We start from the raw sequence: 24,336 nt of genomic DNA, 5'->3' as shown, positions 1-24,336 counted from the left end.
GCACCTCCCACGAGGGAGGTATCAGCCGCCGGACGAGGCCTTGGGGACGTGCAGGACGTGCTCTCGGGCCAGGGTTGCGGCGCCGATCATGGCCGCCGGGTCCCCGTGGTGCGCGACCACGACGTCGGCCAGCGGCCGGTGCCCGGCGCCGGTGATCATCGCCGCGTAGTGCTCGCGCGCCGCGTCGAGGTACAGGTGCGCCGAGGCCGAGACGCCGCCCGCGATCACCACGACCTCCGGGTCGTAGACGTCGGCGACCAGCGCCAACCCCTCCCCCAGCCAGCGCGCCAGGTCGTCCACCGCGCGCCGCGCGAGCGGATCGCCCGCGCCCGCCGCGTTCGCCACGTCCACGCCGGTCGGTTCGGCGAGCTCGCGCAACGCGCTCGGTTCGCTGCTGCCGCGCAGGAGCTCCGCCGCGGTGGCGGCCAGCGCGGTTCCGCTGCAGTAGCGCTCCAGGCAGCCGCGCTTGCCGCACGAGCACTGCCGACCGTCCGGGACGACCCGCAGGTGGCCCAGTTCCGGCGCCACCCCGCGGGCACCGCGGAAGACCTGGCCGTCGATCACCAGGGCGGCCCCGATGCCGGTGCCGATGGCCACCAGCGCGGCCACCCGCGCCCCGGCCGCCGCGCCGAACCGGTGCTCGGCGATCGCCGCCGCGTTCGCGTCGTGCTCCAGCACGACCGGGAGCCCGAGCCGTTCGGCGAGCTCGTCGGCGACCGCGACGTGCCGCCACGCCAGGTGCGGGGCGAAGCGCACCACCCGGCGGTCCTCGCTGACGAAGCCCGCCACCGCGAGCCCGACCCCGACCACCGGGTACCGGTCGGACAGCGCGCGCACCGTTCCCGCGATCGCCGCGTTCAGCTCCGGACCGCCGGAAGGCGTGGGCACCCGGTTGGTCTCGAGGATCTCGCCGTGCTGGTCGACGACCCCGGCCCGCACGCTGGTCCCGCCGACGTCCACTCCGATGGTCAGCACCGCGCCTCGGTTTCGTCCAGCACCGTTCCCCCCACCCGCTGCACGCGGATCCGCTGCACCTTGGCCGGGGCCTCCGGCTCGGGTTCTTCTGCCTGCTGCGCCTCGGGTTCGGCCATCGCCTGCCGCAGCAGCTGCACGATCCCCAGCAGCTGGTCGTTGAGCTCCGGGCGGTGCCCGCGCACCAGCGCCACCGCCGCGCACAGCGGGCACCAGCCGCAGCCGCGCTCCTCCGCCTCGGTGCGCGGGGCGCAGCCGCGCAGGTACTCCTCCGCCTTGCCCGCCAGCGCGTCGAGCAGCAGCCGCAGCTCTTCGACCAGCTGATCGTGCTTGCGCGTTTCGTCCACCGCTCTCACCGCATCCACTGTTCCGGGTCGGGTCGGAACCGCACGGTCAGCCCGTCGTCACCGGCGATCGCCGATGTCACGATGCACCGCCGCAGCACCGCGGGCAGCGCGACCAACCGGCGACGACCGTCCACTGTGATCGCCAGCTCGTCGCCGATGCGGGCGAGGTCCAGCTCCGCCGCGGGGTGCAGCGGCAGCGCGATCTGCAGGGCGTACTCGGCGTCCAGCGACCGCCCACCGCCGGTGACCCGCATGGCCGGTGCGGTCGGCCGGGTCTCCAGCGGATCCGACTCGGCGTAGAGCTCGGCACCGAGCTCCTGGAGCGCTTCAGCGCCCACCGGTTCGGCGGCGCGGTGCTCCACGACGTGCAGCGGCAGGTCGGTGGCGGTGCGCAGGGTGTCGAGGACGTCCTCCTGCTCGCGGCGCCGGGTGCGCAGCCACTGCGCCGCCGCGCCCCGCGCCGATCCCGGGTTCGGCACCACGCGGTTGGCGATCAGGCCGTCCACCTGGATCTGCTGCAGCGCCAGGGCGGTCAGGGTCCGGCGGGTCTCCGCGGCGACCACCGATTCCGGGGTCAGCACCAGCCGCACGCTGGTGCCCGGGTCGACGAGCACGTCCTTGAGCGCGGCGAGCCGTTCCGCCAGCCGCCCCAGCCCGTCGGCGACCGAGTCCCAGCGCTGCACCTGGTCGCTGCCCGCGATACCGGCCAGCAGTCCGCGCACCGCGCGGCGGTGCGCCGGGAACAGCCGTTCCAAGTACCCGGCCAGCGATTCCGGCAGGGCCAGCAGCCGCAGGGTCTCCGCGGTCGGACCGCAGTCGACGAGCACGGTGTCCCAGAGCCCGCTGACGGCCAGCCGGTGCACCTCGGTGAGCGCGAGGAGGTCCTCCACGCCGGGCAGCACGGTCAGCTCCTCGGCGTCGACCTCGCCCACCCCGGCACCCTGCAGCATCGTCCGCAGGTGCTCGCGCAGCTCCCGCCAGGTGCCGTCGACGAGCGCGCGGGTCTGCACCTCGGCCGCGTGCAGCACCGCGCGGGAACCGCCCAGCCGCACCTCCGCGGGCTCCGCGCCGAGCTCGACGCCGAGGGCGTCGGCCAGCGAGTGCGCCGGGTCGGTGGAGACCACGAGGACCTTGCCGCCGGCCCCCGCGACGTGGGCGGCGGTGGCCGCGGCGAGGGTGGTCTTCCCCACCCCGCCCTTCCCGGTGAACAGCAGGATCCGCAACGGGCTACCCGGCGTGCTCCACGCGGCGCTTGAGCTCCTTCAGCGCCGTGTCCATGATCATCTTCTCCGCCTTGCGCTTGAACATCCCGATCATCGGGATGGCCAGGTCCACCGCCAGGCTGTAGGTGACCTCGGTGCGGTCGTCGGCCAGCGGGTTGAGCCGGTAGCTGCCGCGCTGCGCCTTCTGCACCTGGCCCTCGGTGAGCTCCCAGCTCACCGACAGGCCGTCGGCCGCCCAGTCGTAGACGTTGACGTAGGTGTCCTTGACCACCCCAGCGTCCAGGACGAAGCGCACCTTCGCGGCCTTGCCGTCCGAGGTCCGCGACTGCACCTCGGTCTCCTTCACCGCCGCCGCCCACTCGGGGTAGGCGGCGAAATCCCCGATGACGTCCATGATCCGCGCGGCGGGGGCCTCGATCACGATGGACTGGGTGGACTGATCGACCATGCGCCGCAGGTTACCGGGTGCCGCCGCGCCCAGCGGCGCGGAGGACCTGGGTTTTCCCTCACTGTCACCAGCGGATCGCGTAGGGCTGCCCGGTGCGCTTGAAATGCCCGACGTTCACGCACTCGGTGCGCCCTAGGCGCACGCGCCGCGCCAGCGGCTGGTGCACGTGCCCGAACAGCGACCAGCGCGGCTGGTCGGCGGCGATCCGCTCGACCAGCGCGGCCGAGCCCAGCTCCGGTCGGCGGGCCACCACGTCGTAGATCAGCTCCGGGACCGCGGGCGGCAGGTGGGTGCAGAGCACGTCCACCTCGGGCAGCGCCGCCACCGCCGCGGCGTAGTCCTCGGCCTCCCGCAGGTACGGCACCCAGGCGGCGTGCTTGCGCAGCGTCGCGCCGGGCGGGAGCACCGTGCCGCCGACGAAACCGAAGGTCAGGCCGCCGATCTCGACGCTGTCGCCGTCCAGCACGTGCACCCCGGCACCGGCGAACTCCGGCCACAGGTGCGGCGCGTCGACGTTGCCGGGCGTGGCGTAGGTGGGCGCGGTCAGCGCGCCGAACAGCTCCGCGTACTGCTCGCGCACCGCCTCCTCGACCACCTTCGCCGGGTCCGCCAGGCTCGCCCACAGGGACCGCACGTAGGCGCCGAACTCCGACAGCTGCGGGCCGCGGCGCAGCTCGGCGAACCGGGCCACCTTCTCCGCGCCGAACACTCGCCCCAGGATCCCCCGGCCGTGGTCGTGGTAGTCCACGAAGTCGATCAGGTCGCCGAGCACCACCAGCGCGTCGGCGCCGTCGCCCGCGCGCTTGAGCGCCTCGACGTTGCCGTGAACATCCGAAACGACGTGGACCCGCATCCGACTCCCATCCACCGGCGACTGCACCCCCGAACCTAATCCGTCGCCGGGCCGCCGCCCACCGCCTGTGGTGCGACCTGCGCGGGCGTCCCCGGACCGGAGTCGCCCGACCAGCCGCATCGGGATCTACGCTGTGCTGACTGGCGCGGTCGACCGGAGGGGACTACCGCTCAGTAACTATCAGCGTTAGGTTGTGCCCCACGGACTGGCGTGTTTTCGGAGGTTTCGACGTGCGAGAGTTCAGCGCACCAGCCACCACGGCGGTGGCCGATGACGAGAACCTCACCGACATGGTGTGGGCCAACGCGGAGCGCTTCGGGAGCACGGTGAGCTTCCGGCGCCGAGTGGACGGCACCTGGGTCGACGTCACCGCCGCGGACTTCGCCGCGCAGGTGCTGGCCGTGGCGAAGGGCCTGGTGGCCAGCGGCCTGCAGCCGGGCGACCGGGTCGGGCTGATGTCCCGGACCCGCTACGAGTGGAGCCTGCTGGACTTCGCGATCTGGACCGCGGGCTGCATCACGGTGCCGATCTACGAGACCTCCTCGGCCGACCAGGCCGAGTGGATCCTCACCGACTCGGGCGCCAAGGCGGTCTTCGTGGAGACCGAGGCGCACCGCGCCGAGGTGGACAGCGTGGTGGACCGGCTGCCCGAGGTGTCGCACGTCTGGCAGATCGAGGGCCCGAGCAGCGGCGGCGCCGCGGCCGCGGTGGACGAGCTGACCGCGCTCGGCGCGGAGGTCGAGGACCGCGACGTGCACCTGCGGCGCCGCGCGGTGGGCGCCGACGACGTGGCGACCCTGATCTACACCTCGGGCACCACCGGCCGCCCCAAGGGCTGCGTGCTGACCCACCGCAACGTGCTCGCCGAGGTGCGGGCCGACATCGAGGCGTTCCCGCAGCTGACCAAGCCGGGCAACTCGATGCTGATGTTCCTGCCGATGGCGCACGTCCTGGCCCGCGCGATCACCATCATGTGCGTCTACGGCCGCGTCACCCTCGGGCACACCAGCGACGTCAAGGAGCTCGTCGCCGACCTCGGCTCGTTCCGGCCGACGTTCGTGCTGGCGGTGCCGCGGGTGTTCGAGAAGGTCTACAACACCGCCAAGCAGAAGGCGCACGGCAGCGGCAAGGGCAAGATCTTCGACGCCGCCGAGGAGACCGCGGTCGCCTACAGCCGCGCCCTGGACTCCGGCAACGCCGGGCTGCCGCTGAAGCTCAAGCACCTCGTGTTCGACAAGCTGGTCTACGGCAAGCTGCGGGCCGCGCTCGGCGGTCGCTGCATCGCGGCGGTCTCCGGCGGCGCTCCGCTCGGCGAGCGGCTGGCGCACTTCTTCCGCGGCGTCGGCGTGCCGGTGCTGGAGGGCTACGGGCTCACCGAGACCACCGCGGCCGCCGCGGTGAACGTGGAGACCGCGTTCAAGGTGGGCACCGTCGGCAGGCCGATCGCCGGGACGACGATCCGCATCGCCGAGGACGGCGAGGTGCTGATCAAGGGCGACGTCGTGTTCCGCGAGTACTGGAACAACCCGCAGGCCACCAAGGAATCCCTCGAGGACGGCTGGTTCCACACCGGCGACCTGGGCTCCCTCGACGAGGACGGCTTCCTGCGGATCACCGGCCGCAAGAAGGAGATCATCGTCACCGCGGGCGGCAAGAACGTCGCCCCGGCGGTGCTGGAGGACGCGCTGCGGTCCCACCCGCTGATCAGCCAGTGCATGGTCGTCGGCGACAAGAAGCCGTTCATCGGCGCGCTGATCACCCTCGACCCGGAGTTCCTGCCGTCCTGGCTGGCCAACAACTCCCGCCCGGAGAACACCCCCGCGGCCGACCTGGTCGACGACCCGGACCTGCGCGCGGAGGTGCAGAAGGCGGTCGACGAGGCCAACAAGGCGGTGTCCCGGGCGGAGCAGATCAAGCAGTTCCGCATCCTCCCGGAGGACTTCACCGAGGCCAGCGGCGAGATGACCCCGAGCATGAAGCTCAAGCGCAACAAGGTGGCCCAGAACCACGCAGCCACCATCGAAGCGATTTACTCCTGATTCGTCTCTTCGCTCATCTTGCGTGGCGGTGCCGGTGGCGGAACCTCAGCGCCCGCCTGGCTGTGGGTGCCCTGACTTATGTATGACCAATACACGGCGTCAGGGCCGTCCTCGCCAAGCGAACGCTGAGAACCCGCGGCGGTGCCGGTTGCGAGGGTGGGCTATGCGCCTGCGGCGCATGCGACACCTCACGATCGGTGCCAGTCGTCTTCGCGGTCGCTGTTCACCGCCGGAAGCGGCTGGCGCCGCTTGCCTGACGATGGCCGATTTACCGACTCCCCTCACCGCTCTTGCTCGCCTTGCGGCTGCCGGTTCTGGCCGTGGTCTGCTTGGGCGCTCACCTTGCTGCCCCCGCTTTGGTTGTGGGGGTTGTTTTGGCTGGTTGTGGGCCGTGAGTACTTTCTGGGGTCATGGCACCAGAAAGCGCTCACGGGCTCTGGCCGGTCAGCCGAAGGTTTCGGGGAGGGCGGTGGCCCAGTCCTCGGTGAGCTGGGTTGTTGTCAGGCCGGTTTCCTCGCGGAGGGCCGCTTCCACCTCTGCTGGTGAGTCGGTGGCCGCTATTCGGCGGTAGAGGTGGACCACCCGCTGTTCGCCGAAGCGGTCGACGAGGTGGCGGACGAGGGACCAGGACTGCTGGTAGGCCAGGTCGAGGCGGCGGCCCGCCTGGTGGAAGTCGGCGCTGTTCGGCAGCTGGTCGGGCGGGCCGCTGGTGCGCAGCTGGCGGACCAGGGCCGGGGCGACGTCGCGCGGCGGCAGCCCGGTGTCGCGGTAGCCGACGTAGTCGGCGAAGCCCTCGCGGATCCACATCGGGGCACCATCCACTGTGTACGGGCGCGCCGCGATGTGGGTGATCTCGTGGCGCAGCACCACTTCCAGCGCCGCGTCGGACAGCTCCTCGGCCGCCCTCGGGTTGAGCACCACCCGCGGCCCCTCCACCCGGCGCGTCGCGGTGTCCACCCGGTCCGCCACCGCGACCGCCGCGATCCCGTCCACCGCGAACTCGGCGCCCACCATCGCGCGCAGCTCCTCCTGCGACGCCGGGATCAGCACCCCCACCCGCTGGTCCCAGTCCGGGCCCCACACCCCGGTCACGTCGCGGACCACGGCGTCCAGCTGCCGCGCCACCCGCTCGACCGGTTCCCGGTCGTGGCCGATCACCAGCCCGTTCCCGGTGCGCACGACGTGGCACGGGCCGAAGTCCCAGGGACCGCGCCACCGGTGCGCCCCCGCATCGTCGGCCACGTACCAGGAATCGCCCCGGCGCACGAAGGAGTGCTCGACGGACCGCTGCGTCGGGACTCCGTCCACACCGGCCAGCGCGTAGCGCAGCACGACGTCCGGGGCCCAGATCCCGCTGGCGACCGGCGGCTCGGTCGCGTCCAGCCGGTACGACCACTCGGCGAGCGGAACCGCCGCCAGGTTGCGGAACCACTCCAGCTGCCGCTGCCGGAACGCCTCCGGCGCCTGCGGGTCCACTGTGGCCGCGAACGCCGCCTCGTCCCCGGCCCGGATCGCCTCAGCTCGGCGCTCCAGCAGCTGCTGCACCGCGAATTCCGGCGCTGACGCCGAGACCACCGACTGCGCCTGCTCGACGACCCGAGGTGCCGCCGGTGTCCCGGGCAGGCCGACGACCGTCATCCCGGCCAGCACCGCACCGGACGCGGCCGCCGCCAGCCACCCGCGAACGCTCTCCGAGCCCAGCACACGGCGCATCGTAGAGCTGGGGACATTTCGGACATCGCCCGCCCCGGCGGAAAAGCAGTCGGGGCCGGCACGCGGTGCGTGCCGGCCCCGGTGCGATCAGTCGGTTCAGCCCGCGACTCGGCGGATCGAGTTGATCGGACCGATCTTCTTGTAGTCGGTGACCTTGACGACGTCACCCGTGGTCGGCGCGTGCACCGCCTTGCCGTTGCCGATGTAGATCGACACGTGGCTGACCGGGGAGTAGTAGAAGATCAGGTCGCCCGGCTTCAGGTCGCTCGCGGAGACCGCCCGGCCCTGGGTGACCTGGGTCTTGGTGGAGCCGCCGAGGGTGACCCCGGCCTGCTTGTAGGCCCAGTAGGTCAGCCCGGAGCAGTCGAACTGCGACGGCCCCTTGGCACCCCACACGTACGGCGAGCCCTGCTTGCTCAGCGCCGCGTTGACGGCCTTGACCGCCGCACCGGCACCCGCGATCAGGCCGACCCCGGTGTCGCCGTCGGAGATCAAGGAGTCCCGGTCGGCGCCGGTGAGCTCGTCGTAGCGCTCCTGGACCTTCTTGATCTGCGCGTCCATCTCCTTGGACTTGGTCTTGACGTCCTCGAGGAGGCGGGCGGCGTCGGCCTCGGCCTGGGTCGCCCGGTTGCGGGCGTCCTGCGCGGCGCGCTCGGCGTTCTCCGCCTGCTGGCGGGCCGACGCGAGCGCCTTGACCGCGTCGTTGTTGTCCTTGGCCAGCGCGTCCAGCGCGGAAGCGCGGTTGAGGAAGTCCTCGGGGGTTTCGCTCACCAGCAGCGCGGACAGCTTGTTCAGCCGGGCACCCTGGTAGGAGGCGTGGGTCAGCTGGTCGACCTGGCCGCGGAACTTCTCCTCCTCGGCCCTGGCCTGGTTGGCGACCTGCTCCGCCTGGCCCACCTCGGCGTTGGCCCGGTCGAGCTCGGCCTTCTTGGCCTCGTGGTCGTCCTCGGCCTTCTTCATGTCCTCGGTGAGCTGCTCAGCTTGGTGCTGCAGCTCGCGGACCTGCTTGGCCGCGTCCGAGGCGTTGTCGGGAAGTGGTGGATCTGCGAGCGCCGGCCCGGAGGTCATGCCAACGACGGCGACAACCGCAGTCGCGGTCAGGGCTCCTCGCAGAGATCGCTTAAGTCGGTGCGACGCCACGTCGCGCACTGCTCCTTCTGCATCTCCACCCGCTCACCTGCCGGATGCCCCCGTATCCGGCCTGGCCGACTCCCCGACAAGTCGTTTCAGCGGTGCCCCGCGGGCCACCCGTTCTGGGCAACTGATCGCCACGAGGTCCCGAGTAGGTTACGAAAGGTGAGGCGTGACGTCCAGAAGCGGGGGCGAAAATTTGTGCATCCTCGCACAAGACCTCTAACGGGGGAGAGTCACTCGCTCACGGTGACGAACATTGCGCTCGGATCACCTGGAATTGTGAAGATCAGCGTCACCCGATCCGGAGATCAAACTCACCCGAGTGATCGATTATGAGATCGGCCACGCCGCGACCGATCGCCGGGCGGTCGATCCCGTCGCCGAAGGGTCAGACCCGGTTCAGCCGCGCCAGCAGCATCGCCGAGGGAACCGCGTACGCCCCGCGCCGCTGCACCGAGGTGACCACCGCGCGGTCCGAGGTCGCCACCACCACCTGACGCCCCTTCGGCTCGGCCGAGACCAGATCGCGGATCACGTCGTCGGCCTGCACCCCCGGCTCGCTGAACAGCACCCGGACCCCGCGCGGCCCGGCCGTCGGCACCGCCAGCACGTCGGCGCCGTCGAAGACCACCGTGACCTCCGCACCGGTCCGCGCGGCCAGCGCCGCCAGCTGGTGCGCCAACCGGTCGCGCTGATCGGACAGCGGCAGCTCCGGGTACCCGGTCTTGGTCACGTTGTAGCCGTCCACGATGAGGTGCACGGCGGGCAGCCCCAGCAACCGGTCCAGCGCCGCCACGTCCGGAACATCGCCGGTGGCACCGGAATGCGCCCGAACCCGCTGCACGACGTCCGCGGGCCGCGGCCCGCTCCCGCTCGCGCCGAGCTCCCGCCGCAGGCCGCCCACGGCGCCCTCCAGCGTCTCCAGCAGCAGCGCCAAGCGCACCTCGTCGCCCTGCCGGGCTTCTCGGGCGCTCTGCCGCGCCACCTCGACCTCGGCGCTCGCGCGCTCCGCGCGCCGCCGCTCCTCCTGCGCGCGCGCCCGCTCCCGATCGCGCTCCGCGGCGATCTCCGCGACCTCCGCGTCGCGCTCCGCTCGCATGGCCGCCAGCTCGCTGTCCGCCCGCTCCGCGGCGTCCTTGGCCTCCTTGAGCCGCACGCCCTGCTCGCGGAGCCGCTTGCGGAGCCGGTCGGCTTCGGTGCTGTTCTCCTCCCCCACCCGGTCCGCGGCGCGGCGGGCTTCGGCGAGTTCGCCGCGCAGCCGGTCCAGCTCGGCGGCCAGGCGCTCCGCGCGGGCCACCGCCGAATCCCGCTCGCTGCGCAGCTGGCCCTGCTCGGTGCGGAAGCCGATCAGCTCCGCGTAGTGCGGCGCGACCGGCGAGCCCTGCAGAGCCGCCGCAGCGGCGACCACGATCGGGTCCGGGGCGTCGAGGGCGAGCGCCTCCGGGCGGTGGTTGCGGCACCAGTCGACCACCGCGGTGCGGAACACCGAGGAGTCGCGCAGCGCGGTGAGCAACGCCGGTTGGCCCAGCTTGGCGCGCTTGGCGGGGGCGAACTTGACGACCGGGCGCAGCTGCACCGGCACGTCCGTCGGGCGCATCTCGCCCAGGGCGCCCGCGGCCAGCTCGGCGAGCCGCGCGCGCAGCGGGCCGGGCAGGTCGTCCCACTCGACGGACGACGCACCGCCGGTCTGCTGTGCACTGTCCACAGCAGACTCGTCAGGTTCGGGGGTGTCCGCTGACCCCGGCATCGGTGGCGCCACCCCCACAGGCTAATCGCCGGGGCCCCAGAACCCCGCATCCACCGCGCTGTCGGTAGCGGGACGTAACGTGACCGCCGATGTCCGCGCACCCGCAGCTGTCCTTCGACGAGATCCTGACCAGCGAGGAAGTCCCGCTGCACGAGGTGACCTTCGTGGTCGTCGACCTGGAGACCACCGGTGGTGATCGCGGTCAGGACGCGGTCACCGAGATCGGCGCGGTCAAGATCCGCGGCGGCGAGGTGCTCGGCGAGTTCGCCACCCTGGTCAACCCGGAGCGGGGCATCCCGCCCGCAGTCGTGACGATCACCGGCATCACCGAGGCGATGGTCGTCGACGCGCCCCGGATGGACGCGGTGCTGCCCGCCTTCCTGGAGTTCTGCCGCGGCTGCGTGCTGGTCGCGCACAACGCCCCGTTCGACGTCGGGTTCCTGCGCGCCAACTGCGAGCGGCTCGGCCTGCGCTGGCCGAAACCGCAGGTCGTGGACACCGTTCGGCTGGCCCGCCGGGTGCTGACCAGGGACGAGACGCCGAACTACAAGCTCGGCACGCTCGCCCGGGTGCTGAACGCGCGGACCGAACCGGTGCACCGGGCGCTGGACGACGCCCGCGCCACCGTCGACGTGCTGCACTCGCTGCTGGAGCGGGTCGGCTCGCTGGGCATGCGGACGCTGGACGACCTGCTCAGCCACCTGCCGGACGTCACCCCGCAGCAGCGCGGCAAGCGCGGTCTGGCCGACGAGCTGCCGAACGCGCCCGGGGTGTACCTGTTCCGCGGGCCCAACGACGAGGTGCTCTACGTGGGCACCGCGACGGATCTGCGACGGCGGGTCCGGCAGTACTTCACGGCGGGCGAGCGGCGCAGCCGGATCAAGGAGATGGTGGCGATCGCCGAGCGCGTCGACCACGTCGAGTGCGCGCACCCGCTGGAGGCCGAAGTGCGCGAACTCCGGCTGCTCGCCGCGCACCAACCGCGCTACAACCGCCGCTCGAAGCACCCGCAGCGGGCCTGGTGGGTGGTGCTGACCGACGAGCCGTTCCCGCGCCTGTCGATCGTGCGCACCCCGAAGCCGGACGCGCTGGGGCCGTTCAGCTCCCGCCACACCGCCGCCGACGCCGTCGAAGCGCTGCAGTCGGTGACAGCGGTCCGCCGGTGCACCGAACGCATCTCGGCGCGAGCCCCGCAGGGGCGGCCGTGCGCCTTGTACGAGCTCGGGCGCTGCGGCGCGCCCTGTGCGGGCCGTCAGAGCGCCGCGGAGTACGAACCCGAGGTGATCTCCATCCGCGAGGTCATCGGCGGCCGCAGCGCCGTTCTGCTGGAGCGGCTGCGGGACGAGCTCGACCGCCTCTCGGCGGCCCAGCGGTTCGAGGACGCCGCCGCGCACCGCGACCAGCTCGCCGGGTTGGTCCGGTCGCTGGACCGCGGGCAGCGGCTGGCCGCGCTGGCGTCGGTCGCCGAGCTGGTCGCGGCCCGGCCGGACGGTCGCGGCGGCTGGCACCTGTCGGTGATCCGCCACGGCAAGCTCGCAGCGGCCGGAACCGCGCGCCGCGGCGTGCCCCCGATGCCGGTCGTGGACCTGCTGCAGGCGTCGGCGGAAACCGTCCTCCCCGGCCCCGGACCGCTGCGCGGCACCAGCGCGGACGAAGCCCGGGTCGTCTACCGCTGGCTGACCACCGGCGGCACCCGCATGGTCCGCTGCTCCACGCCCTGGAACGAGCCCGCGAGCGCCGCGGGCTCCTGGCAGACCTGGCTCGACAAAGCGATCAACGGCCGCACCGCCTACGCCGCCATCGACTGATCCCCCCCCCGCCGGTCAGGCCGTCATGTCCAGGGAGGCGATGACCTTGGTCGGGCGGATGCGGACCACCAGCTCCCCCGGCACCCCGTTGCGGCGGCCGAACTCCTCCGCCCGGTCCTGGCCCATGTAGCGGCCGCCGATGCGGGTCGCGGTGCGCAGCAGCTCGGCCGGGTCCTCCGAGGTCTCCGCGATGCCCTGGACCTGGACGAAGGCGAACGGCGGCTCGGGCAGGTCCGCGCACAGCACCACCCGCGGGTCGCGGGCGATCGCCCGCCCCTTCGCGGTGTCCTTGCCGGTGTTGAACACGATCTCCCCGCCCTCCAGCACGAACCACACCGGTGCCACCAGCGGTCGCCCGTCGGACGCGGTGAAGCCGAGCATGCCGGTGCGGGTGCCGGACTCGAGGAAGGCGCGGATCTCCGGGTCGTTGATCGAAGTCATCCCGCCAAGGTAGGCGGAGCCGCCGACATCCGCGCAGCGAAGAGGCCCGGCACCCTCATCGGGTACCGGGCCTCGTTCGGTGACAGCGGCTCAATGCCTCACTCGGTGGGCTGCTGCGGCTTGCCCGCCGTGAGCTCCCGCTCGGCGGCCGCCTCGGCCGCCGCGTCGCGCTCGGCGGCCTCGTGCCGCGCCCGCTCCAGAGCGGTGGTCTCCTCCACCGGGTCCGGGCGGAGCAGGCTGCCCTCGACCGGGCTGCCGGCCGCGCCGAGCTTGTTCATCTTCTTCGGCACCGGAGCACCCTGGTAGGGCAGCGGCTCCGGGTGACCGTGGTCGTCCACCGGGCCGAGCGGCTGGTGGACCTCGATGAACTCACCGTGCGGCAGGCGCTTGATGATGCCGGTCTCCACGCCGTGCTCCAGCACCTCGCGGTCGCTGTGCTGCAAGCCCAGGCAGATCCGGTAGGTGATGTAGTAGGCGATCGGCGGCAGCACCAGCAGACCGATGCGGCCGGCCCAGGTCATCAGGTTCAGCGAGATGTTGAACTGGAACGCCACGATGTCGTTGGCGCCCGAGATGAACAGCACCCCGAAGAACGTCAGCGCCATCACGCCCAGACCGGTGCGGACCGGGGTGTCCCGCGGCCGCTGCAGCAGGTTGTGGTGCGCGTTGTCCTTGGTGAGCTTGCGCTCGATCATCGGGTACGCGAACAGCGTGGTGAACAGGACGCCCATGCCGATGATGCCCGCGAAGAACACCGGCGGCACTGTGTACGGCCCGAGGTAGAGCTCCCAGGCAGGCCAGACGCGCAGGATGCCGTCCGCCCACATCAGGTACCAGTCGGGCTGCGAGGCCGCCGAGACCTGCGAGGCGTTGTACGGACCGATGTGCCAGATCGCGTTGATCTGGAAGACACCCGCCATGATCGCGCAGACGCCGGTGACCAGCGCGAAGAACGCACCGCCCTTGAGCGCGAAGACCGGCATGATGCGGACGCCGACGACGTTGCCCTCGGTGCGCCGCACGCCCGGGAACTGGGTGTGCTTCTGGTACCAGACCAGCGCCAGGTGCGCCGCGACCAGGCCGAGCATGATGCCCGGGATGATCAGCACGTGCAGCGTGTACAGCCGCGGGATGATCTCGTGGCCCGGGTACTCGCCGCCGAACAGGGCCCAGTGCAGCCAGGTGCCGATCACCGGGATCGACAGCACGATGCCCGACATGGTGGCGCGGATACCGGTACCGGACAGCACGTCGTCCGGCAGCGAGTAGCCGAAGAAGCCCTCGAACATGCCCAGCATCAGCAGCAGCGCGCCGATGGTCCAGTTGGCCTCGCGCGGGCGGCGGAACGCACCGGTGAAGAACACCCGGAACATGTGCAGCATCATCGCGGCGACGAAGATCAGCGCCGCCCAGTGGTGCAGCTGCCGGATGAACAGACCGCCGCGCACCTCGAACGAGATGTTCAGCGTGCTCTCGAACGCGCGGGACATCGGGATGCCCTGCATGTTCTGGTACACGCCGTCGTAGACGACCTCCTCCATGGAGGGGTCGAAGAACAAGGTCAGGTAGACGCCCGTGACGATCAGGATGATGAACGTGTAGAGGCAGATCTCCCCGAGCAGGAACGACCAGTGCGTGGGGAAGACCTTGTTCAGCTGCCGCCGCATGCCCTTGGCCAGGTGGTACCGCGAGTCGAGCTCGTCAGCAGCCGTGGCGATCTTGCGGTACGCGGCGCTCTCCGATTTCGTCGGTTGGGTGATCGAGCTCATGCGTTACGCTCCCAGTACGCCGGACCCACCGGTTCGATGAAGTCGCCCTTGGCCACGAAGTAGCCGTCCTCGTCCACCGTGATCGGCAGCTGCGGCAGCGCCCGCGTCGCCGGACCGAAGACCGGCTTGGCGTAGGTGTTGACCACGTCGAACTGCGACTGGTGGCACGGGCAGAGCAGGCGCCCGGTCTGCTGCTCGAACAGCGAGGTCGGGCAGCCGACGTGGGTGCAGATCTTCGAGTAGGCGTAGTAGTCGCCGTAGTTGAAGTCCTCCTGCCCCTTGCGCTTGACCGGCTTGCTGCCCGGCCGCAGCCGGATCAGCATGACCGGCGCGTCGCCCTTGCGCAGCGAGGTCTCCAGCTCCTCGGTGCCGCGCATGGACTCGCGGAACGGGTAGACCGTCTCGAAGCCGCCTGCGTCGATGTCCTCCGGGCGCAGCAGCGAGACCTCGTGCTTGTTGCCGGTGTCGCGGCGCAGGTAGGTCTTCTCGCCGGTCTCCGACAGCCAGCCGGTGTGCTGCAGCGACTCCGGACCGGTGGTCGCCCAGGGGTTGCGGACCAGACCGCCGATCGCCATCACGCCGGCGCCGAGGCCGAAGGCGCCGACGCCGAACCCGGCGGTGCGCTTGATCATCGACCGGCGGGCGATGCCGCTCTTCTCACCGGCGTCGGCCAGGATGGCCGTGGCCGTCTGGCGGTCGACCTCGTCCGAGCCGTGCCCGTCGTGGCGCTGCTGGACGGCGACCTCGTGCGGGATGAACTTCTTCTGGTACTGCACCACGCCGATGCCCACGGCCAGGATCGCCAGGCCGAAGAAGAAGCCGACCAGCGGGTTGTACAGCGAGTAGATGAAGTACCCGCGCTCGTCCGACGGCGGCACGTAGTCCCACGGCCAGAAGACGAAGACCGCGATGAACGCGAGCGCCGACAGGCCGGACAGCACGAACCAGCCCGCGACGTTCCGCTCCGCGCGGCGCTCCGCGCGGGTGCCCTTGACGGGCCACTGCTCCTGGTACTCGACGAGCTCGACGTCGTCGAGGGCCAGGCCGAGCCGCATCTTCTCGTCGCGGCTCATCTCAGCCAGTTCGGCCTCTGTGTATTCCTTGTTCTGCTCACTCATGCCCTGGCTCCGATCCACAGGGTGAGGCCGATCAGCGCGCCGATGCCCACCACCCAGGCGATGACGCCTTCCGGTCCCGGACCATAACCACCCAGGTCGTTGCCGCCGGGGTTGTTGTTCCCGTTCGACACGGACTTGACGTAGGCGATGATGTCCTTCTTCTCCTCCGGGGTGAGCTGCCGGTCCGAGAACTTCGGCATGTTCTGCGGCCCGGTGAGCATCGCCTCGTAGATGTCCTGCTCGGTCGAGTCGTGCAGGTTCGGCGCGAACTTGCCGGAGGACATCGCGATGCCGCGTCCGGTGAAGTTGTGGCAGGACGCGCAGTTGAGCCGGAACAGCTCAGCGCCGCGCGCCGGGTTCTCGCCCCGCAGCGCCTCACCGGCCTGCTTCGGCGACTCCGGTCCGCCGCCGTAGGTCTGCACGTACGCGCCCAGCGCGTCGATCTCCTCCGGGGTGAACTTCGGCGGCTTGCGCATCGCCTGCGCCTCCTGCCGCACCATCGGCATCCGGCCGGTGGAGACCTGGAAGTGCACGGCGGCCTCGCCGACGCCGACCAGGCTCGGTCCGCGGTCCTGGACGCCCTGCAGGTTGGTGCCGTGGCAGCTGATGCAGGCGTTGTTGTAGAGCTGCTCGCCCTGCCTCACCAGAGCCGGCTCCGCAGCGGCCTGCGCGGTCTGCGGCTCGGGAGTCACGACGGTGTACAGCCCACCGGCACCCACCAGCGCGATGCCCAGCGCAAGTACACCGGAGATCCGCCGCTTGAGCTTCGAGCCCGCGCGGTTCCGTTTCTTGTTGGTGGTCATGAGTGCGGCAACCCTTGCTGTCCGGTTCGGGGTGTTCGGTTTCGTCCTCGTTCGAAGAAGCCGATCGGGAAGACTCGGCTCCCGGCCATCACGGGACGAGGTAGATCACGGCGAACAGGCCGATCCACACGATGTCCACGAAGTGCCAGTAGTACGACACCACGATGGCTGCGATGGCCTGCGCTGGCGTGAACTTGCTCAGCTTCGTCCGGATGATCAGGAAGACGAAGGCGATCAGACCGCCGATGACGTGCAGCCCGTGGAAGCCGGTCGTCATGTAGAAGACGGTGCCGTAGGCCGACGACGCGATCGTGGTGGCGTGCTCGGTGACCAACGTGTAGTACTCACCGGCCTGACCGAGCACGAAGATCGTGCCCATGATCAGCGTGATCACGTACCACCGGCGGAGGCCGAACACGTCGCCCCGCTCAGCCGCGAACACACCCCACTGGCAGGTGAACGAGGACAACACCAGGATGACGGTGAACGGGAGGGCGTAAGCGAGGTTCAGCTCGCTGGGCGGTGGCGGCCACGGGCCCTCGTTCTGCGCCTTCACCGTGAAGAACATGGCGAAGAGCCCAGCGAAGAACATCAGCTCGCTGGCCAACCAAACGATGGTGCCTACGCTGACCATGTTCGGTCGGTTCAGCGAGTGCACGCGTTGACTGATTGAGGGCGCTGCCGTTGTCACGCGACGCATTATGTCTTGCAGCTTTTCCGCTCGCGCCTTCGGGTCCATCAGGTCGGCCGAGGGGTGATCGGATCGCAACCCGGAGGTGACGCACCGTGAAAGGCATCCGCGCCCGCTGGTCCGCCCGGTTGGCCGCCCGCCGGGCCCGCCGCAAGCCCGTGATCAGCGCCGATGATCCGGAGCTGCGGGTCGTGGTGATCGCCTACGACGAGACCGAGGCGGCCTCGGCGGCACTAGCCCGAGCAGATGAGTGGCAGCCCGATCGACCTGCGGTGCTGCGTCACCACCTCGCCCTGCCCGATCACTCGGTCGAGGCGGCTCGCGGCCTGCTGGCGGCCGACGGCTGGGAACTGCGCCCCGGCGGCCGCGGCGCCTCCGGCGGGGACGCCGAGCTGACCGCGGTGATCGCGCTGCGTGTCCAACAACTGGATGCGTTGCATTGCTCACAGGAGAGCTCGCGGATGGCCGGGCTGGCCCAGCGGCACGGCGGCCAGGTCTACGGCTGGGACGCGCTGCAGCCCGGCCCCGGCGCGCCGAGCTGATCGATTTCGCCGGGCGACTACTGTTCGTCCCGGTCCGGCCGATAGCATCCGGGGGAGTTCGCGACCTCGCCAGGCCCACCGCCGGGGCGTCCCGCAGACACTGAGGAGCCGTCGATGAGCGCACCGACCACCAACGTTCTCGTGTTCAGCCACCGCCCCGAGGTGCGGGAGGCGATCATCACAGCGATCGGTCGGCGCCCGGCCCCGGACCTGGGTCGGCTGCACTACGTCGAGGTCGGCACCGTCGCCGACGTGCTCAGCGAGGTCGACGCGGGCCAGGCGGACCTGGTGATCCTGGACGGCGAGGCGCAGCCCACCGGCGGCATGGGCGTGTCCCGGCAGCTGAAGAACGAGATCGAGAACTGCCCGCCGGTGGTGATCGCGGTGCGCCGCAAGGACGACCGGTGGCTGGCCACCTGGTCGCAGGCGGACGCGGTGCTGGTGCACCCCCTCGACCCGCTGGCCGCCGCCGAGACGGTCGCCGAGGTGCTGCGCACCAGCGGCAAGCCGGTCCCGGCCTGATACTCGACTCCCGGCGGCCGCGCGGCCCCGGAGGACGAAGCACGGAGAAGAAGCGTGGGAACCATGGCGGGAAGCTGGGCTGGGCTGCTGGGCACCCTGGTCGCGGGTGAGGACCTCTCCGCGGAGGACACCGCCTGGGCGATGGACCTGATCATGGCCGGGGAGGCGACCCCGGCGCGGGTCGCCGCGTTCGTCGTCGCGCTGCGCGCCAAGGGCGAGACCCCGACCGAGATCCGCGGCATGGCCGACGCCATGCTCGCGCACGCCCGCCGGCTGGACATCGCGCAGCGCGCGGTGGACATCGTCGGCACCGGCGGCGACCGCACCGGCAGCGTGAACATCTCCACCATGGCGTCGATCGTGCTCGCCGCCTCCGGCATCACCGTGGTCAAGCACGGCAACCGGGCGGCCTCCTCCAAGTGCGGCACGGCCGACGTGCTGGAGGAGCTGGGCGTGGCCATCGACCTGCCGCCGGAGGGGGTGCGGCGCTGCGTCGACGAGGTCGGCATCGGGTTCTGCTTCGCGCCGGTGTTCCACCCCGGGTTCAAGCACGCCGGTGGCCCGCGCCGCGAGATCGGCATCCCCACCGCGTTCAACCTGCTGGGCCCGCTGACCAACCCGGCGCGCCCGGTGGCCGGTCTGATCGGCTGCGCGGACCGCCGGATGGCGCCCGTGGTGGCCGAGGTGTTCGCGGCCCGCGGCAACTCCGCGCTGGTGGTGCGCGGCGACGACGGCATGGACGAGATCACCACCACGACGCCGAGCACGGTCTGGGTGGTCAACGACGGGATGGTCCGCGAGGAGCGGATCGACCCGCAGGACTTCGGCGTCGCCTACGCCCGCCCGGAAGACCTGCAGGGTGGCGACGCGGTGGTGAACGCGAAGGCGGTCCACGACCTCCTGGCGGGCACGAAGGGCCCGGTGCGCGACGCTGTGCTGCTCAACGCGGCGGGCGCGATGGTCGCCTTCGAGGGCCCGGGAGAGGACCTCAGCGGCCAGCTCAGCGCCGCGCTGACCCGGGTCGGCGACGCGATCGACTCCGGCGCCGCGGCCGAGCTCCTGAGCCGCTGGGCGGCGCGGTCCACCGCCATCAAGGCCGACCTGGCCTGACACGCTGCGGCGACGAGGCGCTGCCCCGTCGCCGCCGGGGGATCACTCCTCTTCCAGGCCGATGGAGAAGGCCGCTTCCTCGTCCCGGCGGGAGTAGGAGCGGAAGGCGATGTGGGTGTCGGTGTCCAGGACCCCGGCCACCTTGTTGATGCGCCCCGGGACGATGTCGGCCAGGTCCTCGTGCTTGCGGACCCGCAGCATCGCGATCAGGTCCACGTCACCGGCGCAGGAGTAGACCTCGTCGACCCCGTCCAGGTCGGCGATCTCCTGGGCCGCTTCGGCGAGGCGGTCGGCGGCGGTCTGGATCAGCACGATCGCGGTGATCACGGGGAAAACCTCCTGCAGCTGGGTGCGAGAACCGATGCTAGACCGAAGCAGGCCCCCGAGTCCGGCGGACTCGGGGGCCTGCTTCGCAGAACTTCTCCGTCAGTGGTGGCCCGGGCCGGTGTGGTACTCGAACACCAGCCCGGCGACCATGATCAGCATGAAGCCGACCGCCAGGACGATCATCCACACGTGGAAGAACGCCAGGGCGACACCGGCGAAGGCGGCGGCCGCCGCCACGCCGACCGGCCAGTAGCTGCCGGGGCTGAAGAAGCCCAGCTCACCGGCACCGTCGCTGATCTCCGCGTCCGGGTTGTCCTCCGGCCGCTCCTCGATCCGGCGGGCCACGAACGAGAAGTAGCTGCCGATGATCAGCGAGAGGCCGCCGACCAGGATCAGCGCCACGGTGCCCACCGGCTCCTTGGCCCAGACCCCGTACACGATCGCGGACAGGAAGAAGAAAACGGTGATGATGTTGAAGATCCGGGATTCGATCTTCATGGAGTCCTCGCTCTCACGCCGTACGCCCTGTCGAGGGCACCGCTACTTGGTCCCGACCTGCTGACCGGAGGGTGCTCCGCCGGTGCGTTCGGTGTTGAACGGAACGCCGGTCACCGCGTACGGCTCGCACAGCTCGCCGCAGTCCTGCCGCTCCTTGCCGAGCTGGGTCAGCGCCTCCGCCGCCGTGTACGGCTGGGTGGTCGCCGGGTTGACCTGCGTGCGCAGCTGCATGTACCGGTCGAACTTGTCCGGCGACAGCGCCCGGACCTCGAAGTTCATCATCGCGTGGTAGGTGCCGCACAGCTCGGCGCAGCGGCCGACGAACGAACCCTCCCGCTCGATGGTGTTCTGGAAGACGTTGTCCTGGTTGTTCTTGTCCGGGTGCGGGAAGGTGTCCCGCTTGAAGTGGAACTCCGGGACGAAGAACGAGTGGATGACGTCGGTGGCGCTCAGGCTGTACTCGATGCGCTCCCCGGTCGGCAGGACCAGCAGCGGGATCTCGCTGCTGCTGCCGACGGTGCGCACCGGCTGGCCGTCCGGCGTCTTGTACTCGGGGTAGTTGAACTCCCAGTTCCACTGGAACGCGACCACGTTGACCTTCTGGTCCGGGTTCGCGGGCTTGGCCAGCACGTAGTTCTGCGTGACCGCCGTGAAGTAGAACAGCACGACCACCAGCACGAACGGGATGGCGGTGTAGATCATCTCCAGCGGCAGGTTGTACTGGAACTGCCGGGGCAGCTCCTCGTCACCCTTCTTCTTGCGGTGGAAGGCGACCGACCAGAAGATCAGCCCCCACACGATCACACCCACCGCGAGTGCCGCGATGACCGACCAGGTCCACAGGGTCCGCATCGACTCGGCCTGCGGGGTGACACCCTCCGGCCAGCCGAACCGCAGGACCTCATCGGTCGTGCAACCCGTGGCCGCGACACCAACCAGGCCGATCAGCCCAGCGACTTTGACCAGCCGTGGCACTCGGGTCCCCTCCTTCAGGCCCACTGCGCGACGCCTCCTCGTGCAAAACTCACCGGTGCGGCCGGGTGATCCGCGTCCGACCCGGAAGCCGGACCTCCGGATCTGCCGCCGGAATCCTGCGCAGAGCCTAGCCCAGGTGTAGCCGCGATACTGCTTCGGGGGCGTCGATCGTCTTGCTCGTTCGCACGACCGGTCACCCAGCGAAACCGCGGAGCCCCTCCGGCAGCCCCGTGCGCACCGGAGATCGCGGCGCGAACCGGCCCGTCCTCACCCGCGCGTGCAGCGCGCGGGCGGGCGGACGGCATACTGGGGCCAGCCTTCGGGGGGGAGGCTCCAGTGACGACACCGCCGACTCGAAGAGGTGCACCAGACGCGTGTGCGGCCTGCTTGGACTGATCTGTCCCACGGAAGAGAACGCCGGATTCGCGGTGAACGCGGTGGCCAACGCGCTGCCGTGCCAGCGACACCGGGGACCGGACGAGAGCGACACCTGGCACGGCGGTGAGGTCGTCTTCGGCTTCAACCGGCTGTCGATCATCGACCTGGAGCACTCGCACCAGCCGTTGACCTGGGGCCCGCCGGAAACCCCGCGGCGCTACACCATCAACTTCAACGGTGAGATCTACAACTACCTGGAGCTGCGGGCCGAGCTGATCGAGCGGTTCGGCGCCCGGTTCAGCACCGACGGCGACACCGAGGTGATCGTCGCCGCCTACCACTACCTCGGCACCTCCATGGTCGGGCGGCTGCGCGGCATGTTCGCGTTCCTGATCTGGGACAACGAGCGCAAGGTGGTCTTCGGCGCCCGCGACCCGTTCGGCATCAAGCCGCTGTTCTACGCCTCCGGCCCGGGCGGCACCGCCTTCTCCAGCGAGAAGAAGAGCCTGCTGAGCCTGGCCAGCACGCTGCGCATCGCCGAGGAGCTGGACCACAAGGCGATGCAGCACTACCTGCAGCTGCAGTACGTGCCGGAGCCGGAAACGCTGCACCGGCAGATCCGCCGCATCGAGTCGGGCACCTCGTTCACCGTGTCGCCCGGCGGCCAGCTGGTCACCGAGCGGTATTTCCAGCCGAACTTCCACTCCCGGCCGGTCAACACCGACGCCGACGCGCGGCGGCTGCACAACGAGATCGTCGACGTGATGCGCGACTCGGTGGCCAAGCACATGCGCGCCGACGTCACGGTCGGGGCGTTCCTGTCCGGCGGCATCGACTCCACCGCGATCGCGGCGCTGGCCAAGGAGCACAACCCGAACCTGATCACCTTCACCACCGGTTTCGAGCGGCAGGGCTACTCGGAGGTGGACGTGGCCGCCGAGTCGGCCGCGGCGATCGGGGTCAAGCACGTGGTCCGCACCGTCTCCGCCGAGGAGATGATGGAGGCGCTGCCGCTGATCGTCTGGTACCTGGACGACCCGGTGGCCGACCCGGCGCTGGTGCCGCTGTGGTTCATCGCCCGCGAGGCGCGCCAGCACGTCAAGGTGGTGCTCTCCGGCGAGGGCGCCGACGAGCTGTTCGGCGGCTACACCATCTACCGCGAGCCGCTGTCGCTGGCGCCGTTCGAGAAGGTGCCGGGCGCGCTGCGCAAGGCGATGGGCAAGGTCTCCACCGCGATCCCGGAGGGCGTGCGCGGCAAGGACCTGCTGCGCCGCGGCGCGCTGAGCCTGGAGGACCGCTACTACGGCAACGCGCGGATCTTCCGGGACGACCAGCTGCGCAACGTGATGCGCAGCTTCGACCCCGGCGTGTCGCACCGGGACATCACCGCGGGCCCGTACCGGCAGTCGGCGGGCTGGGACCCGGTGACCCGGATGCAGCACGTGGACCTGTTCACCTGGCTGCGCGGCGACATCCTGGTCAAGGCCGACAAGATGACCATGGCCAACTCGCTGGAGCTGCGCGTGCCGTTCCTGGACCCGGAGGTCTTCCGGGTGGCCAGCACGGTCCCGCTGGAGCAGAAGATCACCAAGGAGACCACGAAGTACGCGCTGCGCCAGGCGATGTACCAGGTGGTCCCGGCGCACGTGCTCAACCGCCGCAAGCTGGGCTTCCCGGTGCCGATCAAGCACTGGCTGCGCGACGAGATGCACGACTGGGCGCGCAACATCATCCAGCAGTCGCAGACCGACCACCTGCTCAACCGCACGGCGGTCCTGCAGCTGCTGGAGGAGCACCGCTCCGGCGTGCTGGACCACAGCCGCCGCCTGTGGGCGCTGCTGGTGTTCATGCTCTGGCACGGCATCTTCATCGAGGGGCGCCTGTCCCCCGAGGTCCCGGAGCCGCACTACCCGGTGCGCCTCTGACGGCTCTCCCCGCGTGGTGGTCGTGAGTGCGAAAGCCGGTTGGAGGCGGTTTTCGCACTCACGACCTCTGGGGGTCAGCCGCAGTGCTCGAAGGGGCTCTCGTAGGAGTTCGCGCCGACCGAGCCGCCCCACTTCACGCAGGTGGAACCGGCCGCTTGGCGGACCGGGCCCGCGTAGTAGGTGAAGTCACCCGCGTCGGTCGTCCGCTGCTTGCCCTGGACCTCCAGGAAGGCCGACGTCGGGGACGCCTTGCCCAGCGAGGTCGACTTGAGCGTCACCACGCAGTTGTTCTGGTTCGAGGCGTTGTAGAGCAGGTAGACGGTGCCCGCGCCGGACAGCGCCTTCGAGTTGATCACGCTGTAGCCCGCGCCGCACACCTCGGTCGGCGTGTACGGGTTGCCGCCGCAGTTGTTCTTGCTGGTGAACGGCGTCTTGCCGTAGTACGGCACGGCAACGCCGTTGAGCGTGGCCCTGACCGCGGTGCCGTTCTGGATCTGCTCGTAGTGCAGGTGCGGGCCGGTCACGCCGCCGGTGGCGCCCGCGGTGCCGATCTTCGCGCCGAGGGACACCTTCTGCCCCACCGAGACGTTCTGCGTGGACAGGTGGGCGTAGCGGGTGCGCCAGCCGCTGCCGTGGTCCAGCTCGATCCAGCGGCCGTAGCTGGTGTCGCCCTCGTTGGCCACCCGGGTGACGGTGCCCGCCGCCGAGGCGAGCACCGGCATGCCGGTGATGCCGGACTTCTGGAAGTCCACCGAGTTCGCCGGGTTGTGGCCGCTGAACGTCGCGGCCGTCACGGTGACGCCGCACTCGAACGGGACCTGGAAGTTCGGCGCGGCGGACGCGGGTGCCTGCCCGAGTCCGACCACGCCGAGCGCGGCGAGCGCGAGTGCTGCCACGCCCGTGCCTAATCGTCGCAACATGAACCACCTCCAGTACAAGGGGATTCATGCGAC

The 24,336-nt window shown here is 70.8% G+C and carries 23 protein-coding genes; 6 read left to right on the top strand and 17 right to left on the bottom strand.

The features are described 5' to 3' along the window. Positions 1-21: 21 nt before the first annotated feature. From F1721_RS30200 to F1721_RS30180, 5 genes are all read right to left on the bottom strand, one after another. Positions 22-975 carry an ROK family protein gene (locus F1721_RS30200; protein ID WP_150070232.1) on the bottom strand — a complete coding sequence of 318 codons (954 nt, stop codon included), beginning with the start codon at positions 973-975 and terminating at the stop codon, positions 22-24. Beyond that, positions 969-1,319: a hypothetical protein gene (locus F1721_RS30195; RefSeq protein ID WP_150070231.1), complete on the bottom strand. Its 351-nt coding sequence runs from the start codon at positions 1,317-1,319 to the stop codon at positions 969-971. Before F1721_RS30195 ends, F1721_RS30200 begins: the two co-directional genes overlap by 7 nt. A gap of 5 nt (positions 1,320-1,324) precedes the next feature. Further along, positions 1,325-2,542 (bottom strand): ArsA family ATPase, encoded by a 1,218-nt coding sequence (locus F1721_RS30190; RefSeq protein ID WP_150070230.1) that lies wholly within the window; start codon positions 2,540-2,542, stop codon positions 1,325-1,327. A 4-nt stretch (positions 2,543-2,546) separates the two neighbouring features. After that, a complete protein-coding gene (locus F1721_RS30185; RefSeq protein WP_150070229.1) occupies positions 2,547-2,990 on the bottom strand; it encodes an SRPBCC family protein in 444 nt (147 codons plus the stop codon). Positions 2,991-3,054: 64 nt separating this feature from the next. Next, positions 3,055-3,843 carry a metallophosphoesterase family protein gene (locus F1721_RS30180; protein ID WP_150070228.1) on the bottom strand — a complete coding sequence of 263 codons (789 nt, stop codon included), beginning with the start codon at positions 3,841-3,843 and terminating at the stop codon, positions 3,055-3,057. A gap of 230 nt (positions 3,844-4,073) precedes the next feature. Here F1721_RS30180 and F1721_RS30175 point away from each other — a divergent pair, with 230 nt between their 5' ends. Beyond that, the gene (locus F1721_RS30175) at positions 4,074-5,882 is read left to right on the top strand and encodes an AMP-dependent synthetase/ligase (protein WP_150070227.1); all 1,809 of its coding nucleotides are present in this window, start codon (positions 4,074-4,076) and stop codon (positions 5,880-5,882) included. Positions 5,883-6,326: 444 nt separating this feature from the next. Here the strand turns inward: F1721_RS30175 and F1721_RS30170 are convergent, their stop codons facing one another. From F1721_RS30170 to F1721_RS30160, 3 genes are all read right to left on the bottom strand, one after another. Beyond that, a complete protein-coding gene (locus F1721_RS30170; protein ID WP_246155396.1) occupies positions 6,327-7,586 on the bottom strand; it encodes a M48 family metalloprotease in 1,260 nt (419 codons plus the stop codon). Between the two features lie 105 nt (positions 7,587-7,691). Next, complete coding sequence (locus F1721_RS30165) at positions 7,692-8,663, bottom strand: C40 family peptidase (RefSeq protein WP_150070226.1); 972 nt, start codon at positions 8,661-8,663, stop codon at positions 7,692-7,694. A gap of 454 nt (positions 8,664-9,117) precedes the next feature. After that, positions 9,118-10,476: an NYN domain-containing protein gene (locus F1721_RS30160; protein ID WP_150070225.1), complete on the bottom strand. Its 1,359-nt coding sequence runs from the start codon at positions 10,474-10,476 to the stop codon at positions 9,118-9,120. 89 nt (positions 10,477-10,565) lie between these two features. On the opposite strand from F1721_RS30160, the gene F1721_RS30155 reads away from it, so the two are divergent. After that, positions 10,566-12,284 carry a DEDD exonuclease domain-containing protein gene (locus tag F1721_RS30155; RefSeq protein WP_150070224.1) on the top strand — a complete coding sequence of 573 codons (1,719 nt, stop codon included), beginning with the start codon at positions 10,566-10,568 and terminating at the stop codon, positions 12,282-12,284. Between the two features lie 15 nt (positions 12,285-12,299). Here F1721_RS30155 and F1721_RS30150 read toward each other — a convergent pair whose 3' ends face one another. The 5 genes from F1721_RS30150 to ctaE form a co-directional block, all read right to left on the bottom strand. Beyond that, the gene (locus tag F1721_RS30150; protein ID WP_150070223.1) at positions 12,300-12,725 is read right to left on the bottom strand and encodes a PPOX class F420-dependent oxidoreductase; all 426 of its coding nucleotides are present in this window, start codon (positions 12,723-12,725) and stop codon (positions 12,300-12,302) included. 98 nt (positions 12,726-12,823) lie between these two features. Beyond that, positions 12,824-14,494 carry a cytochrome bc1 complex cytochrome b subunit gene (qcrB, locus tag F1721_RS30145; protein ID WP_150070222.1) on the bottom strand — a complete coding sequence of 557 codons (1,671 nt, stop codon included), beginning with the start codon at positions 14,492-14,494 and terminating at the stop codon, positions 12,824-12,826. Continuing rightward, a complete protein-coding gene (gene qcrA / locus F1721_RS30140) occupies positions 14,491-15,612 on the bottom strand; it encodes a cytochrome bc1 complex Rieske iron-sulfur subunit (RefSeq protein WP_150070221.1) in 1,122 nt (373 codons plus the stop codon). The genes qcrB and qcrA overlap by 4 nt, the downstream gene beginning before the upstream one ends. Then, positions 15,609-16,415, bottom strand: a complete 807-nt coding sequence (gene qcrC / locus F1721_RS30135; protein WP_150070220.1) for a cytochrome bc1 complex diheme cytochrome c subunit — start codon at positions 16,413-16,415, stop codon at positions 15,609-15,611. The genes qcrA and qcrC overlap by 4 nt, the downstream gene beginning before the upstream one ends. Before the next feature lie 88 nt (positions 16,416-16,503). Continuing rightward, complete coding sequence (gene ctaE / locus F1721_RS30130) at positions 16,504-17,115, bottom strand: aa3-type cytochrome oxidase subunit III (protein WP_150070219.1); 612 nt, start codon at positions 17,113-17,115, stop codon at positions 16,504-16,506. Between the two features lie 95 nt (positions 17,116-17,210). Here ctaE and F1721_RS30125 point away from each other — a divergent pair, with 95 nt between their 5' ends. From F1721_RS30125 to trpD, 3 genes are all read left to right on the top strand, one after another. After that, on the top strand, positions 17,211-17,648 hold the full coding sequence (locus tag F1721_RS30125) for a hypothetical protein (RefSeq protein ID WP_246155403.1): 438 nt from the start codon (positions 17,211-17,213) through the stop codon (positions 17,646-17,648). 114 nt (positions 17,649-17,762) lie between these two features. Further along, a complete protein-coding gene (locus F1721_RS30120; RefSeq protein WP_150070218.1) occupies positions 17,763-18,170 on the top strand; it encodes a hypothetical protein in 408 nt (135 codons plus the stop codon). A 63-nt stretch (positions 18,171-18,233) separates the two neighbouring features. Next, positions 18,234-19,280: an anthranilate phosphoribosyltransferase gene (gene trpD, locus F1721_RS30115; protein ID WP_195141629.1), complete on the top strand. Its 1,047-nt coding sequence runs from the start codon at positions 18,234-18,236 to the stop codon at positions 19,278-19,280. 42 nt (positions 19,281-19,322) lie between these two features. On the opposite strand, the gene F1721_RS30110 is transcribed toward trpD, so the two are convergent. From F1721_RS30110 to ctaC, 3 genes are all read right to left on the bottom strand, one after another. After that, positions 19,323-19,607 carry an Lrp/AsnC family transcriptional regulator gene (locus F1721_RS30110; protein WP_150070216.1) on the bottom strand — a complete coding sequence of 95 codons (285 nt, stop codon included), beginning with the start codon at positions 19,605-19,607 and terminating at the stop codon, positions 19,323-19,325. 99 nt (positions 19,608-19,706) lie between these two features. Continuing rightward, positions 19,707-20,105, bottom strand: a complete 399-nt coding sequence (locus F1721_RS30105; protein WP_150070215.1) for a cytochrome c oxidase subunit 4 — start codon at positions 20,103-20,105, stop codon at positions 19,707-19,709. Positions 20,106-20,147: 42 nt separating this feature from the next. After that, entirely contained in the window at positions 20,148-21,104 is a 957-nt protein-coding gene (ctaC, locus tag F1721_RS30100) for an aa3-type cytochrome oxidase subunit II (protein ID WP_150070214.1), read from the bottom strand. Positions 21,105-21,454: 350 nt separating this feature from the next. On the opposite strand from ctaC, the gene asnB reads away from it, so the two are divergent. Continuing rightward, complete coding sequence (gene asnB / locus F1721_RS30095; RefSeq protein ID WP_150070213.1) at positions 21,455-23,383, top strand: asparagine synthase (glutamine-hydrolyzing); 1,929 nt, start codon at positions 21,455-21,457, stop codon at positions 23,381-23,383. A gap of 74 nt (positions 23,384-23,457) precedes the next feature. Here asnB and F1721_RS30090 read toward each other — a convergent pair whose 3' ends face one another. Next, a complete protein-coding gene (locus tag F1721_RS30090; RefSeq protein ID WP_150070212.1) occupies positions 23,458-24,303 on the bottom strand; it encodes a M23 family metallopeptidase in 846 nt (281 codons plus the stop codon). Positions 24,304-24,336 lie beyond the last annotated feature (33 nt).

This window comes from Saccharopolyspora hirsuta (genome assembly GCF_008630535.1).
GTDB lineage: Bacteria > Actinomycetota > Actinomycetes > Mycobacteriales > Pseudonocardiaceae > Saccharopolyspora > Saccharopolyspora hirsuta.
The sequence above is the reverse complement of the archived record's forward strand: the minus strand, read 5'-3'. Positions and strand labels throughout refer to the sequence as shown.